7 protein-coding genes are annotated in these 18115 nt (G+C 71.9%); 4 read left to right on the top strand and 3 right to left on the bottom strand.

The features are described from left to right. The first annotated feature begins 1 nt into the window (after position 1). The 4 genes from G6R20_RS00955 (at position 2) to G6R20_RS00940 (ending at position 9421) form a co-directional block, all read left to right on the top strand. Positions 2-1996, top strand: a complete 1995-nt coding sequence (locus G6R20_RS00955; protein ID WP_096906236.1) for a galactan 5-O-arabinofuranosyltransferase — start codon at positions 2-4, stop codon at positions 1994-1996. A 67-nt stretch (positions 1997-2063) separates the two neighbouring features. Then, positions 2064-5441: an arabinosyltransferase domain-containing protein gene (locus tag G6R20_RS00950; RefSeq protein WP_240341219.1), complete on the top strand. Its 3378-nt coding sequence runs from the start codon at positions 2064-2066 to the stop codon at positions 5439-5441. 22 nt (positions 5442-5463) lie between these two features. Next, positions 5464-8829 (top strand): arabinosyltransferase domain-containing protein, encoded by a 3366-nt coding sequence (locus G6R20_RS00945; RefSeq protein ID WP_240341218.1) that lies wholly within the window; start codon positions 5464-5466, stop codon positions 8827-8829. Between the two features lie 64 nt (positions 8830-8893). After that, positions 8894-9421: a hypothetical protein gene (locus G6R20_RS00940; protein ID WP_132062190.1), complete on the top strand. Its 528-nt coding sequence runs from the start codon at positions 8894-8896 to the stop codon at positions 9419-9421. A 27-nt stretch (positions 9422-9448) separates the two neighbouring features. Here G6R20_RS00940 and G6R20_RS00935 read toward each other — a convergent pair whose 3' ends face one another. The 3 genes from G6R20_RS00935 to fadD32 form a co-directional block, all read right to left on the bottom strand. Next, positions 9449-10942: an acyl-CoA carboxylase subunit beta gene (locus G6R20_RS00935; protein WP_163375682.1), complete on the bottom strand. Its 1494-nt coding sequence runs from the start codon at positions 10940-10942 to the stop codon at positions 9449-9451. A 56-nt stretch (positions 10943-10998) separates the two neighbouring features. Continuing rightward, complete coding sequence (gene pks13, locus G6R20_RS00930; protein ID WP_163375324.1) at positions 10999-16068, bottom strand: polyketide synthase Pks13; 5070 nt, start codon at positions 16066-16068, stop codon at positions 10999-11001. A 91-nt stretch (positions 16069-16159) separates the two neighbouring features. Next, a complete protein-coding gene (gene fadD32, locus G6R20_RS00925) occupies positions 16160-18106 on the bottom strand; it encodes a long-chain-fatty-acid--AMP ligase FadD32 (RefSeq protein WP_163375321.1) in 1947 nt (648 codons plus the stop codon). Positions 18107-18115 lie beyond the last annotated feature (9 nt).

The following is an 18115-nucleotide window of genomic DNA, read 5'->3' as shown; positions in this document are numbered from 1 at the left end:
GATGCCGGTGGCGCTCCGGGGGCTCGGCCTGGCCGGCGCGGCGACGCTGCTGGCCGCCGTCGTCACCGCGGTCGTCCTCGCCGGGTTCTCCCTCGTCTCCTTCCCCGCCTACGGCAACTCCAACGTCCTGCGGGCGCTGACGGTCGTCGGTCAGGTCGCCGCCATCGCGCTGGTGGTGCTGGGGATACTGTCCGTACGCGCCGGCGAGCAGCCGGGCGGTCGGTCCGCGCTGGTCCGTCTGGGTAAGCTCGCGGCCCCCACCGGCTCCGCGTTGCTGGTCGCCGCCACACTGGGGATCCCGCTCGCCGCATCGCGGTTGTACCTGCACGGCGTGAGCGTGGACCAGGAGTTCCGCACCCAGTTCCTCGGTCGCTCGGCGACCTCGCTCGGACTGCCCGACATGGCGTACGCCGACCTGCCCTCGTTCTATCCGTCCGGCTGGTTCTGGCTGGGCGGGCGGTTCGCCAACCTCGCCGGCCTCGAGGGCTGGGCGGCGTACAAGCCGTGGTCCATCCTCTCGCTCGCGATCGCCGCCGCGCTGGTCACCGTGCTGTGGACCCGCCTGTTGCGCACCGACCTCGGGGCGGCGGTGGGACTGGCGTCGACCTCGATCATGCTCGCCTACGGCAGCCCCGAGCCCTACGGCGCGATCGTGGCGCTGTTCCTCCCGCCTGTGCTCATCCTCGCGTGGCACGCCGTCAACCCCACGGCGCGGCACGCCGGTCGCGGTGCGGCCCTGACCACCACCCTGTTCCTGGGCGTCTCGGCCAGCATGTACACGCTCTACACGGGTCTGGCGGCGGGCACCGTCGTACTCATGGCGCTGGTCGCGACCGTCACCGCCGTGTTCGCCGGCCGCCGCGCCGACCGTGCGGAGGACCGTGGGACCGACCGCGCCGACGGGGCACATCCCGCCCGTGAACCCCTCCCGCTCTGGCTGCCCGCGGTCCGGCTCGCGGCGATCGGGTTCGGCTCCATCGCGATCGCGCTCATCGTGTGGGCGCCCTATCTGCTCGCCGCCCTGCGCGGAACCCCGGCCGACTCCGGGACGGCGATGCACTACCTGCCCGACGCCGGCGCCCGCCTGCCGCTGCCCATGACCGCCGGCGGCCTCACGGGCTGGGTGTGTCTGGCCGGTCTGGTCTGGATCGTCGCCCGAGCGTGGACCTCGCGCCGCGCTCAGGCGCTGGGCCTGGGCGTGGTGGCCGTCTACCTGTGGTGCCTGGCCTCGATGGCGATCACCGTCCTGGGCACCACCATGCTCGGTTTCCGCCTCGAACCGGTGCTCATCGGTCTGCTCGTGGTGGCGGGCGTCTTCGCGATCACCGATGTCGCCGGCCTCGCCGTGCGCCTCGCCGGGCGCCAGAACGGCACCGACCGGCCCGCTGCGGAGGCGGCCGACCGGCGTCGCCGGGCCACCGCGGTGGTGGGGGTCCTGGCCTCACTGGCCGCACTCGCCCACGCTCAGGGCATCCCCGATCACCTGCACGAGGAGATCCGGCTGGCCTACACCGACACCGACGGTCACGGAGAGCGGGCGGACCGCTACCCGCCCGGGCCCGAGTCCCACTACGCCGAGGTCGACGAGACCATCCGGGAGGCGTTCCCCGGCCGGAGGCGGACCGACCTCGTCGTCGTCAGCACCGCCGATGCCTTCCTCGCCTACCACCCGTACCTGGCCTACCAGGCCGTAACCTCCCACTACGCCAACCCCCTGGGGCGGTACGCCGACCGCAACGAGGCCATGCTCCGGTGGGAGGACGCCACCAGCGGCGCCGAGCTGCACGCCATGATGGACCAGACCCCGTGGCGCGGCCCCGACGCGATCGTCACCCGCCGGTCGGGCGACGGATACGCACTGCGCCTGGCCGAGGACACCTACCCCAACGACCCCAACGTGCGACGGTTCGGCGTCACCATCCCCGCCGAGGCCGTCGAGGGCCCCCACTTCGAGGTCCACGACGTGGGCCCGTTCGCCGTGATCGTGGTGCGGTGATCACGTGGTGACGACGCGGGGAGCGGGTGACGGCCGCGGGTCCGGTGACGACCCGGGAGCAGGGACCGTGCCAGGGGGTGACGACGACGAGGTGCGCGACACCGACCGTGAGCGTCCCCTCGGACTGCACCCCTACCCCGGAATGGCCCGCCACCGCCGGTGGGCGATCATCACCGGGTTCCTCGGTGCGTTCCTCGCCGTCCTCGCCGGGATACTGCCCGTCGACCAGGACACCACCCGTGTGCAGTGGACGGCCGGGCCCGACTACGCCCCGGTCACCGCGCCCCTGGTCTCCGGGCGGCCGCTCGACCTGACGATCACCGCCCCCTGCGCGCCGCTGGCACAGGTGCCGGAGAACACGATCGTGTTCTCCACCCTCCCGCAGGACGCCCCCGGGCGGATCTCCGACGGGCTGGTCGTCCAACGCGTCCGGGACGCCGCGGGCGATCCCGTCATCGAGGTCGCGGTCCGCAACATCACGCTGCTGTCCGTGCCGTTGTCGACCCTGCGCGACCCCGCGTGCGAGACGCTGCACGTGCGCGCCGAGACCGGGATCCTCACCGCAGAGTTCACCGGCCTCGAACGGGACCCCGACGACGCCGACGACGACGTGCGCGCCGCCGTGCCCGGAAGCATGCGGCCGCAGGTCACCGGCGTCTTCACCGACCTCACGGCCGCGACCGCACCCGACGGGCTCGGTGAGTCGACGGTGGAGGTGACCGTCGACTCCCGCTACTCGTCCAGCCCCACGCTGCTCAAGCTGGTGCTGATGGTGATCGGCGTCCTTGCCACCCTCGCGTCCGTGGTGTTCCTGCACCGCCTCGACGGCATCGACGGCCGCTCGGGTCGACGGTTCGTGCCCCGGTCCTGGTCGCGACTGTCCGGGGTCGACGGCGTGGTGATCGGCGTCCTGGGTTTCTGGCACCTCGTGGGCGCCAACACCTCCGACGACGGCTACCTGCTGACCATGGCCCGCTCCGCCGGGCCCAGCGGGTACATGGCCAACTACTACCGCTGGCTCGGCTCCCCCGAGTCCCCGGTGGGGTGGTACTACGAGATCCTGCGGGTGTTCGCCGAGGTGTCCACGGCCAGTCCGTGGATGCGCCTGCCCACCCTGGTGTGCGGAATCCTGTCGTGGCTCATCATCAGCCGGGAGGTCGTCCCCCGGTTGGGCAGACTCGCCCGCACCTGGCGCGGACCGCGCTGGACGGGGGCCGCCCTGTTCCTCGCGTTCTGGATGGCGTTCAACAACGGGCTGCGGCCCGAGCCCGTGATCGCGCTGGGCGCCCTGCTCACCTGGTCGCTGGTGGAGCGGTCCATCGCCACCCGCCGCCTCGTGCCGGGCGTCGCGGCGATCGGTGTGGCCGCGTTCTCCCTCGGTGCCGGCCCGACCGGGCTGATGTGCGTGGCGGCGCTGGCCGCCGGCGCACGCGAGTTCGTCCGCATGGTGCGCCGCCGCGCGCAGGTGGTCGGATGGGCGGCGATCCTCGGACCCGTGCTGGCGGTGGGCCTCGCACTGCTCTACACCGTGTTCGCCGACCAGACCCTGGCCGCGGTCCTCGAGGCCACCCGCATCCGCACCGAGCTCGGTCCGAGTCTGCCCTGGTACGGGGAGAAGGAACGCTGGGAGGCACTGTTCGGGGTCTCCGCCGACGGCGGGGTCGCCCGGCGCTTCCCCGTCCTGCTCATGCTCATGTGCCTCGTGCTCGTCTCGGCCGTGATGCTGCGGCGTGGGCGGATCCCCGGCGCTGCCGCGGGGCCGTCCCGCCGGCTGATCGGCGTGATCGCGGGATCGTTGCTGTTCCTGGTGTTCACGCCCACCAAGTGGACCCACCACTTCGGGGTGTTCGCCGGACTGGCCGGAGCCCTGGCGGTGCTGGCCGTGATCGCGCTGCGCTCCTCGACGGTGTCGCTGAGCCGGAACCGCTGGCTGGTGTGGGCGGCGCTGTGCCTCGTCGTCGGACTCTCCACCGCCACCGACAACACCTGGTGGTACGTCTCCGACTACGGCATCCCCTTCTCGGACTCCTTCCCCGCCATCGGCGGGGTGCAGATCCAGTACGTCGCGTTCGTCGGCGGATTCGTGTGTCTGCTCATCGCCGGGCTCATCCACTCCGGGATCCTGCCCGACGACCCCGGCGCCGCCCTCCGCGTCCGCATCAGACAGGCGGTGCCCTTCCTGCGCACGCACGCCGACACCCCCGCGTCGCGACGGCGGGACGGGGGCTCCGGGGACACGGCCCGCCCGCGCCGGCGCGCCGGGATCGGCGGCGCCCCGCTGACGGTCGTCGCGTTCTCCGTGGTGATCTTCGAACTGTCCTCCGCGGTCATCGCCGTGTTCGCCCAGACCCCGGCCTACACGGTCGGGCGCGGCAACATGCGCGCCCTGGCCGGCGAACCCTGCGCACTGGCCGACTCGGTGCTGGTCGAGGAGGACTCCAACGACGGCCTGCTCGGCGCCATCGGGGCCGGGCCGGAGATCTCCCTCGGAGCCGGCGTGGTCAACGGCTTCGCCCCCAACGGTCTGCCGGACTCCATCACCGTCGACAGCACCGAGGCCTCCGGCTCCCTGGCGACGTCCGAGACCGGTGAGCGCGACCCCGGCGACGGCGTGGACGCCGGCACCACCGGTGGCCGCGGCGCCGTGACCGTCAACGGCTCCACCGTGGCCCTGCCCTTCGGCCTCGACCCGGACACCACTCCCGTCCTCGGCTCGTACCGGCGCGGGCCGCAGGTCGCCGCCGAACTCACCAGCGCCTGGTACCAACTGCCCGCCCGCAGCCCCAACCGGCCGCTACTCGTCATGGCCGCCGCCGGCCGGATCGGGAGCGGCGACCTGCGGATCGAGTACGGACGCCCCGGCCGGGTCGGCCCCGCCGGACCCACCGATTTCGAGGTCATGGGGTCCATGTCCCCCATCGACATCGGGCCGGCCCCCGCCTGGCGCAACCTGCGCATCCCGCTCGAGTCGATCCCCGCCGAGGCCGAGGTCGTCCGCGTGGTCGCCACCGACGGCAACCTCGATCCCGACCAGTGGCTCGCTGTGACCCCACCACGGAACCCGCGCCTGCGCACCCTCGACGAGGTCGTCGGCCACACCGACCCGGTGCTCGTCGACTGGGTGGTGGCACTGGCGTTCCCGTGCCAGCGACCGTTTGTGCACAACGGTGGCGTGGCGGAGATCCCCCGATACCGCATCCTCGCCGACCGGGAATCCTCCTCCGCCGCGAACTGGTGGCAGAGCGCCGGCGGCGGCGGACCCCTGCTGTGGACCACCCAGACGGTCGAGGCGATCACGGTCCCCACCTACCTCGACCACGACTGGTCGAGGGACTGGGGTTCGCTCCAGCGGTTCGAACCACTGGACCCGCAGGCGAGTCCGGCCGAACTGGTCCGCGGCAGCGAGTTGCGGTGGGGCTGGACCACGCCGGGTCCGATGAAGTGATCGTCGCCTAGAATCGGTCGTCGTGTCAGACTCCTCGCCGGCCCCGTCCCCGGAAACCGCCCCGGCCACCGGCCCGGTGGCCGGCTCGGTCGCCGCCGACTCCCGCGTCAAGCGACTCCGCCTCATCTCGATAGTCAGCGGACTCCTGGGGACCCTGTGCTTCCTCTCCCTGCCGTTCCTGCCGGTCGAGCAGACGACCTCGACCGTGCAGTGGCCGCAGAACGGGTCCGTCGACTCGGTCACCGCCCCGCTCATGGCGCACTCCCCGCAGCGGTTCACCGCCTCCGCACCGTGCACCCTGGTCGCGGATCTCCCGGAGGACGGGGGCATCCTGCTGGCCACCGCGCCCGCCGGCGGCGAGGAGGCCGGCGACCGCGCACTGTTCGTGCGCGCCTCCGCCGAGACGGTCGACGTGATCTCGCGCAACCGGGTGATCGTCTCCGCACCGCGAGACCGCGTGGAGGCCGGCGACTGTACCCGGCTCAGCGTGGTCGCGGCCCCCACCTACGTGGAGGCGGCGTTCGAGGGGATGGACGATCCCGCGGCCACCCGCAGGGTGGACGCCGAGGACCTGCGCCCGATGGTGGTGGGCGTCTACACCGACCTGCCCTCGGACACAGCCGTGCCCGACGGTCTCGGCGCCACCGTGGAGGTCGACTCCCGGTTCACTACCGACCCCACCGCCCTCAAGTGGGCCGCCATCGTGATCGGCCTGCTGGCCACCGCGGTCGCCCTGTGGGCCCTGCACGCACTCGACCAGACCGACGGCCGGCGCGCCCGCCGCTTCCTGCCTCGCGGCTGGTTCAAGATCCGGCCGCCCGACGTCGTCGTGATCGGCACACTCGGCATCTGGCACTTCATCGGCGGCAACACCTCCGACGACGGCTACATCCTCACGATGGCCCGCGCCGCCGACCCGGCCGGGTACATGGCCAACTACTACCGCTGGTACGGGGTCCCCGAGTCGCCCTTCGGCTCCCCCTACTACGACCTGCTCACGCTGTTCGCACAGGTCTCCACCGCCAGCCCGTGGATGCGCCTGCCCGCGCTCGTCGCGGCCATCCTCTGCTGGCTGGTCATCAGCCGCGAGGTCCTGCCACGCCTCGGCCGGGCCGCCCGCACCACCCCGGTGGTGCTCTGGAGCGCCGCCGCCGTGTTCCTCGCGTTCTGGATGGCGTTCAACAACGGCCTGCGGCCCGAGCCCGTCATCGCGCTGGGGGCCCTGCTCACCTGGGTCTCCGTCGAACGGGCGATAGCCACGCGCCGGATGCTCCCGTTCGCGATCGCGGTGATCATCGCCTCGTTCTCACTGGCCACCGGCCCCACCGGCCTCATGGCCGTCGCCGCCCTCATCATGGGGCTGCGGGCGGTCGTCCGCACCGTGGTCGTGCGCGGCCGCCGGATCGGCTCGTACCTCGCCCTGATCGCCCCGGTGCTGGCCTCCGGCACCATGGTGCTCATCGTCGTCTTCGGCGTCCAGAACCTCGCCGCCGTCCTCGAGGCCATCCGCGTCCGCGGCGAGATCGGCCCCAACCTCAACTGGTTCGAGGAATTCGTCCGCTACTACTACCTGATGATCCCCACGGTGGACGGGTCCCTCGCCCGCCGCCTGCCGGTCCTGCTCGTGCTGCTGTGCCTGGCGCTGGTGATCGGCACCATGCTGCGCCGCGGCAAGGTGCCCGGCGCAGCCTCGGGACCGGTCTGGCGCCTGGTCGGCGTGGTCGTGGGCACCGCCTTCTTCATGATGTTCTCGCCCACCAAGTGGACCCACCACTTCGGTGTGTACGCCGGCATCGGCGGGGCGATCGCCGCGTTGGGCGCCCTCGCGATCTCCGCGTCCGCCGTCCGGACGGCCCGCAACCGCACGTTGTTCCTGGGCGTCATCCTCGTGGTGGTCGCGCTCGCCTTCGCGGGCCCCAACGGTTGGTGGTACGTCTCCAGTTACGGCATCCCGTGGTGGGACAAGGCACCCAGCGTCCGCGGCATCGACGCCGCCACTGTGCTGCTCGCCCTGGCCGTGCTCACGTTCGCCTACGCCGGCTGGCAGCACCTCCGTCGTGACTACATCGGTGAGCACGCGCCCCGCACCTCGGCGGGTCGTCGCCGGGTGCGGACCTTCGCCGCCGCCCCCATCGCGGTGGTCGCGGGACTGCTGGTGGTCTTCTCGTTCGCCTCGTTCGCCAAGGGGATCCACAAGCAGTACCCGGCCTACACCATCGCCGCCGGGAACGTGTCCGCGCTCGCCGGCAACCCCTGCATGCTCGCCGACCGCGTCCTGGTCGAGCCCGACGCGAACGCCGGCATGCTGGACCCGCTCGACGCCACCCCCCTGCCCGACGGGTCGATCGACCCGCGGGACCGGGCCGCCGCCATCGAGGCCGGGGAGAACACCGCGTTCACCCCGGACGGTGTCGCCCCGGACCTGTCGGCCGACGCGGTGGTGGCCGACCCCGGCGCCGCCAACACCACCTCCGAGCCCGGCGGCGGCCCGTCGGTCAGCACCGGGGAGAGCGCCGGCACGGCCGGCGGCCGCGGGGCGGAGGGCGTGAACGAGTCCACGGTGGCCCTGCCGTTCGGGCTCGACCCCGCCACGACCCCGGTGCTCGGGTCGTTCTTCGTGGGCCCGCAGCGGGAGGCGAGCCTGGAGACCGGCTGGTACCGCCTGCCCGAGAACCGCGAGTCCCACCCGCTCCTGGTGATCTCGGCGGCCGGCCGGATCGGCCGCTACGACGCCGACGGGCTCTACGAGTACGGCCAGGAGGTCGTGGTCGAGTTCGGCCGGTCCGGCGACGCCGGGGTCGACACGGTGGGCGAGCCGGTGGTGCCGTTCGACATCGGTCCCGCGCCGACGTGGCGCAACCTGCGGGTGGACATGCAGGACGCCCCCGCCGACGCCGATGTCATGCGGGTCCGGGTCGACGACAACGACCTCACCCCCGAACAGTGGACCGCCATCACCCCGCCGCGCGCACCCGAGCTCGTGACGGTCCAGGAGATGGTCGGGTCGGAGTCGCCCGTCCTGCTCGACTGGGCGGTGAGCCTGCAGTTCCCGTGCCAGCGGCCGTTCGAGCACTACGCGGGTGTGGCGGAGTTGCCGGAGTTCCGGATCCTGCCCGACCGTCCGCTCGCCGTGAGCGCCACCAGTACGTGGATGTCCTACGAGGCCGGTGGGCCGCTCGGGTGGATCGAGACCGCCCAGCGTGCCCGGACGATCCCGTCGTACCTGCGCCACGACTGGAACCGTGACTGGGGTTCGATCGAGGCGTACACGCCGCTGGGCACCTATCAGGAGGACCCGCCGGCGCCCGCGGAGGTGACCACCGGGAACGAGACCCGTTGGGGCTGGTGGCAGCCCGAGGGGCCGATCCTGGTGACCGACCCGGAGTAGGCCGCACCGCGGTACCGGGAGAATGTGGTGTGCCGACACGCCCACCGTGGGTACCGTGTCGGCTATGAGCATCTCAATGACCCGGTACGCCGCTTCGGCCGCGATGGTCCTCGCCCTCGGGGTGTCGACCGCATGCTCGTCCGACGACCCGGAACCGGATTCGACCAACCGCGGCGGAGGAGAGACGGACGGTCAGACCTCGGTCGAGAACGTCTTCATCGCACCCGCCTACGCGATCGACTGTTCGCTGCAGGTGGACGCACCCGCTCAGCTGAGCTTCACCGCGGTCAACGACAGCTCCACCGAGGCGGAGACTCTCTCGGAGATCACCAGCCCCGCCGCGGAGCGGGTCGAGATCGACGCCCCCGCGGGTGCCCTCGAGATCGCCCCCGAGTCGTCGATCGCCGCCGGTCAACCAGTGGAGAACGTCGAGGACGCCGACGCACCCGACCGGCCGTTCAGGTCCTTCATGTTCGGTCTCGACGACAGCGCCGAGCCGGGGAAGTCGATCCCGGTCACCTTCACCTTCGAGCGGGCGGGGGACATCACCCTCCAGGCGGCCGTCGACGCCTGTCCGAACCAGTCCGAGTAGCCGCCCAGTCGACCCCGCCCGCGGCGGTCACATGGGCGCGATGGGGTGCTTACGCGGCGGCTCGTTGCTGATCTTGTCCCGCAGCTGGTTCAGCGCACCGCGCAGCACCAGGCGGGTCTGCGACGGCTCGATCACGGCGTCGATGTACCCGCGCTCGGCGGCGGTGTACGGGGTCGCGATGAACTCGTTGTACATGTCGATGAGCTGCTTGCGGAGCTTGGGACCCTCCTCGGGGCCCGCCTCCTCGATCTGCCGACGCTGCAGCAGATCGACCGCGCCCTCGGCGCCCATCACCGCGATGCGAGCGGTCGGCCACGCGAAGTTGAGGTCGCCACCGAGGTTCTTGGAGCCCATCACCGCGTAGGCCCCGCCGTAGGCCTTGCGCACCACGAAGGTCACCTTGGGCACCGACGTCGCCGCCACCGCGAAGCCCATCTTGGCGCCACGGTGGATGATGCCCAGCTTCTCCTGCTCCACACCCGGGAGGTAGCCGGGGGTGTCCACCACGAAGACCAGCGGGATCGAGTAGGCGTCGCACAGCATCATGTGCCGGGTCGCCTTCTCCGAGGCGTCGATGTCGAGTGCGCCGGACAGGTGGAGGGGCTGGTTGGCGATCACGCCCACCGGCTCACCGTCGACGCGCGCGAAGCCCGTGATGATGTTGGAGGCGAACTGCCCCGACGTCTCCATGAACTCGCCGTCGTCGAACATCCGGATCAGCACGTCGTGCATGTCGTACGCGGCGTTGTCCGAGTCCGGGATGATCGTGTCGAGCTGCAGGTCCGACTCCGTGGTCTCCGGCTCGAGTCCCGGGTTGATCCGCGGGGCCTTCTCGCTGGCCGACGACGGCAGGTAGCTCAGCAGGTTACGCACGTACATGAAGGCGTCTTGCTCGCTCACGGCGACGTGGTTGACGTTGCCGTTCTTGGCCTGCTGCAGGGCCGAGCCGAGCTCGTCCATGGTGACGTCCTCGCCGGTGACCTGCCGGATCACGTCGGGCCCGGTGACGAACATGTACGCCTGGTCCTGGACCGCGATCACGAAGTCGGTGGTCGCGGGGGCGTAGACGGCGCCGCCCGCGCACTTGCCCAGCATGATCGAGATCTGGGGCACGTACCCGGAGGCCGGATACTGCCGCCGGGAGATCTCGGAGTAGTAGGCCAGCGAGGTCACGGCGTCCTGGACTCGCGCGCCACCGGAATCGTTGATGCCGATGATGGGGCACCCGACCTTGATCGCGAAGTCCATGATGGCGCAGACCTTCTTGCCGAAGCCCTCGCCGACGGACCCGCCGAACACCGTGTTGTCGTGCGCGTACACGGCCACCGGGCGGCCGTCGATGGTGCCGCGGCCGGTGACCACGCCGTCACCGAACGGGTTGTCCGGGCTACCGGGCGCCTTGGCGAGCTGGCCCATCTCCACGAAGCTGCCCGCGTCGAGGAGTTCGGCGATCCGCTGGCGGGGAGGCGTCTGACCCGCGGCGTCGCGGCGGGCCTTGGCCCGTTCGCTGCCCGGATCCATGGCCTGCTCGGTCTTGACCCGCAGTTCAGCGAGCTTCTCCGCGGTCGTCTTGGCCGTCACGCGTCTGTCCCCTTCCGTACGCCCGCGTCGAGCTCGGTGAGCCGACGCGCCAGATGCTTACCGACGGTACCGACCACCGGTTCGTCGACCATCGCGAGGTGGTCCCCGTCGAGCTGGACGACCTCCAGGTCGCCGACGATGCGGGCCCAGCCGCCGTCCGGGTCGATGTGTGCGTAGCGGGGCTCGAGCTCGATCGCCCCGTCGTGCATCCGCTCCGCGCGGTACAGCACGAACGGCACCTCGGCGCCGACACCGGCCCAGGTGGACAGGTCCGCGCTCTGCAGGATCCGGTTGTCGACGAAGCTGGCCCGCTGGTGTTCGATGACACCGCCGCCCATGGCGTTGGCCTCGGCACCCAGTGCCCCGAGCAGCATATCCAACACGCCGTCCTCACCGTGCTTGGCCAGGAAGTCCCGCGGGACCTCCACGTCCAACCCGTAGGTGCGCTTGGCGAACTCCGAGTACCGACGCCACCGGGCCTCGGCCTCGTCGAGGGTGTCGGGGATCGGCTCCGACGGCTGCACGGTGTCCAGCAGGACCACCAGCGCGACCTCGTCGCCAGCGGCCCGCAGTTGCCGGGCCACCTCCACGGCCAGCGCGCCGCCGAAGGACCAGCCCCCCACGGCGAGCGGACGGCCGGCCGCGATCTCGCGGATGCGGTCCAGGTAGCTCGCGGCCCGCTCCTCCAGCGGCCCCTCGACGCGCTCGACGCCGTACACCGGGGTGTCCACGCCGAGTCGGTCGACCAGCGGCTCGTAGACGAACGACGACCCGCCGGCGGCGTGGAAGAGGAACAGCGGGGTGGCCTCGGTCGACCCCTCGGCCAGCACGCGAATGTTGCCCTCCACCGCGACCTCGGTGAACGGCCGGAGCAGGTCCGCGACCTCGGCGATCGTCGTGGCACCGGCGACCTGCGCGGCGGTGATCTCGCCGCCCGAGCGGGCCGAGAGCCGCTCGGCGAGAGCGACCCGGGTCGGCTCGTCGACCGGGGGCAGCGCGCCCGTGACGCCGGGTGCCGCGGCGCCGGTGACCACGGCCCACGCACCGAACGCCATGCGCTCGGTGTCATCGCGCGGCGCGATGGCGACCGAGGCGTCATCGCCGCCGGAGCCCTCCTCGGACGCCGGCGCGTCACCGCGCAGCGCGGCCACGTCGACGGCGCCCTCACCGCGGGCCTGCTGGGCCGCCAGGTCGCCGACCCGGTCCGGGTTCTCGACGGCGAACCGCACCATGTCCGCGACATCGTCGAGCGACGCGTCGCGCATCGCCTGCAACTCGAGCGGCGGGATGGCGAACTCGTGCTCGACACGGTTCTTGATCCGCACCGCCATGAGCGAATCCAGGCCGAGATCGAGCAGCGGGAGCTCCCTCGGCAGGTCGTCGGGGCTGTATCCCATCGAGGAGCCGATGATCCGGGCCAGGCGGTCACCGATCGCTTCGCCGGAGTCGGGGTTCCAGCGGGTGTCGACCTCGTCGTCGTCGTCCTCGTCGTCGACCACCGGCGCGTCGGACTCACTCGACACGTAGTGCTGCTCGGGCGCGGAGTCCGGGGCGATGGGGGCGCCGCCGGTCACGGCGCACTCGGCGACCAACACGAACGCCGCGGTGGCGTCGCCGGCGCGGGCGTGGACCTGCACCGACGCGCCACCCGGGTGCGGGGTCATGGTGGTGGTCACGGAACCGGCGGCCGGCAGCATGCCGGGCCGGTTCACGGCGGTGAGGGTCGCACCCTCGAGCACCGACGCCGCGGCGGCGGTCATCAGCGCGTCGACGCTGGGCACCACCTCGGCACGGACCTGCCACGCGTGGCGACCGTCGGGCAGCGCGACGTGCGAGCCCGGCATCCGGCCCTCGCCCGACCCGCCCCCGGCGGTGACCTTGGGCCACAGGGTGCGGCGCTTCCACGCAGTCCCCGGCACCGGCGCGTACCGGCCGGGGCCCGTGACGTAGCCGTGGATCATCTCCACGACGCTGGGCACGTCGATGGTGTGACCGTGCACGTACAGCTGCGCGACGGCGTGCAGGAGCGTGTCGGCCTCGGACTCCTTGCGCTTGAGCGCATGGAGCAGGTTGGGCTCCATGAGGCCGGCGTCGAAGCACGTCGCGGCCACCGACATCGCGGCCACCGGGTTGGGGGCCAGCTCGAGGAACGTCACGTACCCGGCGTCGACGGCCTTGCGTACGGCGTGGGTGAACCACACGGAGTGCCGCATGCCCTTGACCCAGTACTCCTCCGCGTGGACCGGCTCGTGACCGGCGCGGTAGAAGGTCTCGCGGTCGACGGAGGAGAACAGGCCGGAGGTGAGCTCGCGCGGCTCGAGACCCGCGATCTCCGCGGCCAGCTCACCGAGGAGCATGTCCACGTCCGAGGTGTGGCCGGCGCCGCGGACCTGCAGCTGGCGGGCGAACTTGCCCTGCTCCTCGACCCACGCGACGAAGTCGGCGACGGGCTTGGCACGGCCGCCGACCGTGGTGTGGGTGGGCGCGGCGTAGACGGCGGGCTCGACGGAGGCGAACTGCGGGTTGTCGGCGATGATCTGCGCGATCTCCTCGGCCGAGTACTCGACCAGCGCCATCGCGCCGGCCTCATCCTCCGAGACCTGCCCCTCGGCGTCGCCCATGAGACGCGAGCGCACGCAGATCACGCGGACGGCGTCCTCGAGGCCGAGGCCACCGGTCGCGTAGGCCGCGGCCACCTCACCCATCGAATGCCCGATCACGGCCTCGGGCTTGGCCCCGAGCGCGCGCAGGGTGTCGACCAGCGCCACCTGGATGGCGAAGATCCCGACCTGGGAGTTCTCCAGCTCGTACGTCTGTGAGTCATCGAGGATCAACTCCGCGATCCGGTAGCCGGCCTCGAAGTCGATGAGCTCGTCCACCGCGTCCAGGCACGAGGCGAACAGCGGGTTGGACAGGTAGAGCTCCTTGGCCATCTTCCGGTGCTGGGACCCGAAGCCGGAGAACACCCACACGTCGCCGGTGCCGGCGGGGGCGTCGGCGCTGAACACGCCGGGACCGGGGTCGCCGGCGGCCAGCGCGCGCAGGCCCGCCACGAGCTCATCGCGGGTGTGGCCCACGACGGCTCCGCGCGAGCGACCGTGGTTGCGGGTGGCGAGGGTGCGGGCGACGGCGCCCAGGTCGACCGAGTCGTCCTGCGCCTCGAGCCAGTCCGCGATCTGACCGGCCGTGGACTTGCGGCGCGACGGCAGGGAACCGGAGACGACGAGCACGGTCGCGGGGGCGCCGGGCACGGAGGTACCGGTGGTGGCCAGCTCGTCGGCGTTGCGCTCCACGGCCTCGGCCACGCAGCGTGCGATGTCGTCCGCGGCGGCCGGGGTCGCGGCGGCCGGGGCCTCGGGGGCCGGGGCTTCGGCGGCAAGGGCGTCAGGGGTGGCGACCTCGCCGGCCCGGACGTCGGAGACGGAGTCCTCGTCGACCGTGGTCTCCTCCGACGCGCGCACCGGCGCCGGCTGGTACTCGGCCACCACGACGTGCGCGTTGGTGCCACCGAACCCGAACCCGGAGATGCCGGCCAGGGCGCGCCCGCTGTAGCGCGGCCACCCGGTGGTCTCCGTGACCACGCTCAGTCGCGCGGCGTCGAAGTCGATGTACGGGTTGGGGCCCGCGAAGTTGATCGTCGGCGGCAGGGCGTCGTTGGTCATCCCTAGGATGATCTTGGCGAGGCCGGCGGCCCCGGCGGCGGACTCCATGTGGCCGAAGTTGGTCTTGGCCGAGCCGAGCAGCGTGGGGCGGTCGGCCTCGCGGCCGCGGCCGAGCACCTGGCCCAGGGCGGTGGCCTCGATGGGGTCCCCGAGGATGGTGCCGGTGCCGTGCGCCTCGATGTAGTCGACCTCGCGCGGGTCGACGCCGGCGTCGGCGTAGGCCTGGCGCAGGACGGCGACCTGAGCGTCGGGGTTGGGTGCGGTCATACCGTTGGAGCGACCGTCCGAGTTCACGGCGGACCCCTTGATGACGGCGAGGATGTCGTTGCCGTCCCGTTCGGCCTCCGACAGGCGCTTCAGGATGAACACTCCCCCGCCCTCCGACCGGCAGATGCCGTTGGCATCGGACGAGAACGCCTTGATCCGCCCGTCGGGGCTGAGCGCGGCACCGGTCTTGGCGAAGCCCATGGTCGCGGCGGGCGCGAGCATCATGTTGACACCGCCGGCGACGACCAGGTCCGATTCGTGCAGTCGCAGCGAGTTGACGGCCTCGTGGATCGCCACCAAGGACGTCGAGCAGGCGGTGTCCAGCGTCATGGACGGGCCGCGGAAGTCGAACGTGTACGAGACCCGGTTCGAGATGATCGAGTTGGAGGCGCCGGTGACCGCGTACGGCGAGGCCGCAGCGGAGTCCGAGGTGAGGAACACCTGGTAGTCGCTGGAGGACGATCCCATGAAGACGCCGACCTCGTGGCCCTTGAGGTCGCTGGCGGGCAGGTGGGCGTTCTCCAGGGCCTCCCAGGTGAGCTCGAGTGCGAGCCGCTGCTGCGGGTCGACCATCTCGGCCTCGCGGGGGCTCATGCCGAAGAACTCGGCGTCGAAGTCCCGGACCTCGGCGTCGTCGAGCCAGCCGCCACGATCGGGCGCCTCGGACAGCACCTGCTGGACGTAGGCGTCGCCGGACCACTCGGACCAGCGGGTCGCCGGGCGGGGGGTGGTGGCGTCCCGACCGGAGGCGAGTAGCTCCCAGGTCGCCTCCGGGGTGTCGGCGCCGCCGGGGAAGCGGGTGGCGAACCCGATCACGGCCACGTCGAACTCCATGCCCGCGCCGCGGTCACGGAACGTGTGGAAATCGGTGGGCGCCTCGGATTCGACCGGTCCGTTGACGACGTACTCGGCCAGCGAGGCGATGGTGGGGTGCTGGTAGGCGACGGTCGCGTCGAGTGGTCGACCGATGAGGTCCTCGAGATCGGCGGACAGGGACACCGCGTCGCGGGACGACAGGCCGTATTCCTCCAGCGAGCGGTCGTCGGTGACCTTGGAGATGTCGAGCCCGGTGGCCCGGCAGACCCAGCCCCGCATCCATTCGCGGAGCTCTACTACCGTCATCTCGCTCTGTGCCATCGTCCTGGCTCGCCTTTCCTCGGGTGTCGTCCGGTGTGTCCCGTCGCGGCGGGGCACCCGTGGTGCTTGAACCGGCCCGGCCGGGCGGACGCTACTGCGCCGGCAGGTCCGGGAAGGCGGTCTGCTGGTGACCCCCGCGCAGGGTGCCGTCCACGTAGGCCGCCTTGCACGCGCGCCGCGCGATCTTGCCGCTGGACGTGCGGGGGATGGATCCGGCGGGGACCAGCAGCACGTCCTGGGCGGTGACGCCGTGACGTGCCGAGATCGTCGTGCGGACCGCGTCCGCGATGGGGCCCGGGTCGGCCTTGCCGGCGCCGGGTGCGCGCTCGCCGACCACGACGAGCGTCTCCGAGGAGTCATCGGCGGCGATCTCCGCGCCGTTACGCGCCTCCATCGGCAGCTGGTTGGCCGGCACCGAGAACGCGGCGACGAATCCGGGGCGCAGCGCATCGGAGGCGCCCTGCGCCGTGTTCTCGAGATCCTGCGGGTAGTGGTTGCGGCCGGCGACGATCACCAGGTCCTTGACGCGGCCGGTGATGTACAGCTGACCGTCCACATAGGCGCCGTAGTCGCCGGTGCGCAGCCATCGAGCGTCGGAGGGCACGGTCCCGAACTCCCGGACCGTGCGGGACCCCTCCTCGAGGCACTCGACGAGCCGGTTGCCGAAGGTGGCGTCCGACTCCTCGGGGCGCCCCCAGTAGGCGCGACCGACGTTGGTCCCGTACAGCCAGATCTCGCCGACGCGCCCTTCGGGCAGCTCCCGCCCGGTGCCGTCGTGCTCACCCGTGGCCTCGTCGATGTTCGCCTCGACGATGGTGGCCCACTGGCTCGGTGCGACGTACCCGCAGGCGACCTGCGGGATCGCGTCCTCGTTGCCTTCCACCTGCGCCGGGTCGAGGACGGTCATGACGCCCTTGTTGAGGTCCGACCGGTCCACGTGGATGACGATCGCCTCGTCGTCGCGGCGCGGCGAGGAGACGAACAGGGTCGCCTCGGCCATCCCGTAGGACGGTTTGATGACGGTCGGTGCGAGCCCGTAGGGCGCGAAGGCCTCGTTGAAGGCACGCATGGAGGCGGGGGTGACCGGCTCCGAACCGTTGATGATGCTGGTCACGCCCGACAGGTCGAGGGTCTCGCCGTCCCTCGGCAGCCCTCGGCGTGCGGCGTGCTCGAACGCGAAGTTGGGGGCGGCGGCGAACACCCCGTCGCCGTCCGACATCGCGCCCAGCTGCGAGACCCAGCGACCCGGGCGCTGCACGAACGCGCGGGGGCTCATCACCGTGATGGTGGCCCCGCCCATCGCGGGCAGGATCACCGTCAGCAGGCCCATGTCGTGGAACAGCGGCAGCCAAGTGACCCCGCGGGACGCGCGGGTCAGCCCGAGCCCGTCGAACAGCTGCATGACGTTGGTGACCACGTTGCGGTGGGTGATCTCCACACCGGCCGGTACGCGGGTCGAGCCGGAGGTGTACTGCAGGTAGGCGATGTCGTCGGCGCCGAGATCCGGTCTGGTCCACCCCGAGCCGAGCTCCGCGGGGATGGCGTCGACGGCGACGGTGCGCGGACGCTCTCGCGCAGGCAGGGAGCGGAACAACGTCCGGACCCCGGCCGCGGAGTCGGTCGAGGTGAGGATGACCGCGGGCGTGCAGTCCGCCAGGACCGCGTGGAGGCGGTCGTGGTGACCGGGCTCATCGGGGTCGAACAGGGGCACCGCGATGAGCCCGGCGTGGATGGCCGCGAAGAACGACACGATGTAGTCGAGGCCCTGCGGCGCGAGGATCGCGACCCGGTCCCCCGGCTTCGCGACCTGCTGGAGGCGGGCGGCGATGGCGTAGAGCCGGTCACCGAACTGCGACCATGAGAGTTCGTGCACCTCGCCGTCACGGGAGGACGAGTAGTCGATGTAGCGGTAGATCAGCCCGTCCTCGGCAGGATCCTCGCGGGCGGCGGAGACATTGGCTTCGACGAAGTCGACAAGGGTGGTGCGATCAGGGATGACGATCGCCCCACCGGCGTCGTGGTACTGCTCGAACTCCACGTTGCTCCG

The organism is Dietzia sp. Alg238-R159, from assembly GCF_900537145.1.
GTDB classification, from domain to species: domain Bacteria; phylum Actinomycetota; class Actinomycetes; order Mycobacteriales; family Mycobacteriaceae; genus Dietzia; species Dietzia kunjamensis.
The sequence above is the reverse complement of the archived record's forward strand: the minus strand, read 5'-3'. Positions and strand labels throughout refer to the sequence as shown.

Excerpts from the sequence above, each read along its gene's own strand:
- G6R20_RS00935 (WP_163375682.1), bottom strand. The coding sequence starts at position 10,942 with ATGGATCCGGGCAGCGAACGGGCCAAGGCCCGCCGCGACGCCGCGGGT.
- G6R20_RS00955 (WP_096906236.1), top strand. The coding sequence starts at position 2 with ATGCCGGTGGCGCTCCGGGGGCTCGGCCTGGCCGGCGCGGCGACGCTG.
- pks13 (WP_163375324.1), bottom strand. The coding sequence starts at position 16,068 with ATGGCACAGAGCGAGATGACGGTAGTAGAGCTCCGCGAATGGATGCGG.
- G6R20_RS00940 (WP_132062190.1), top strand. The coding sequence starts at position 8,894 with ATGAGCATCTCAATGACCCGGTACGCCGCTTCGGCCGCGATGGTCCTC.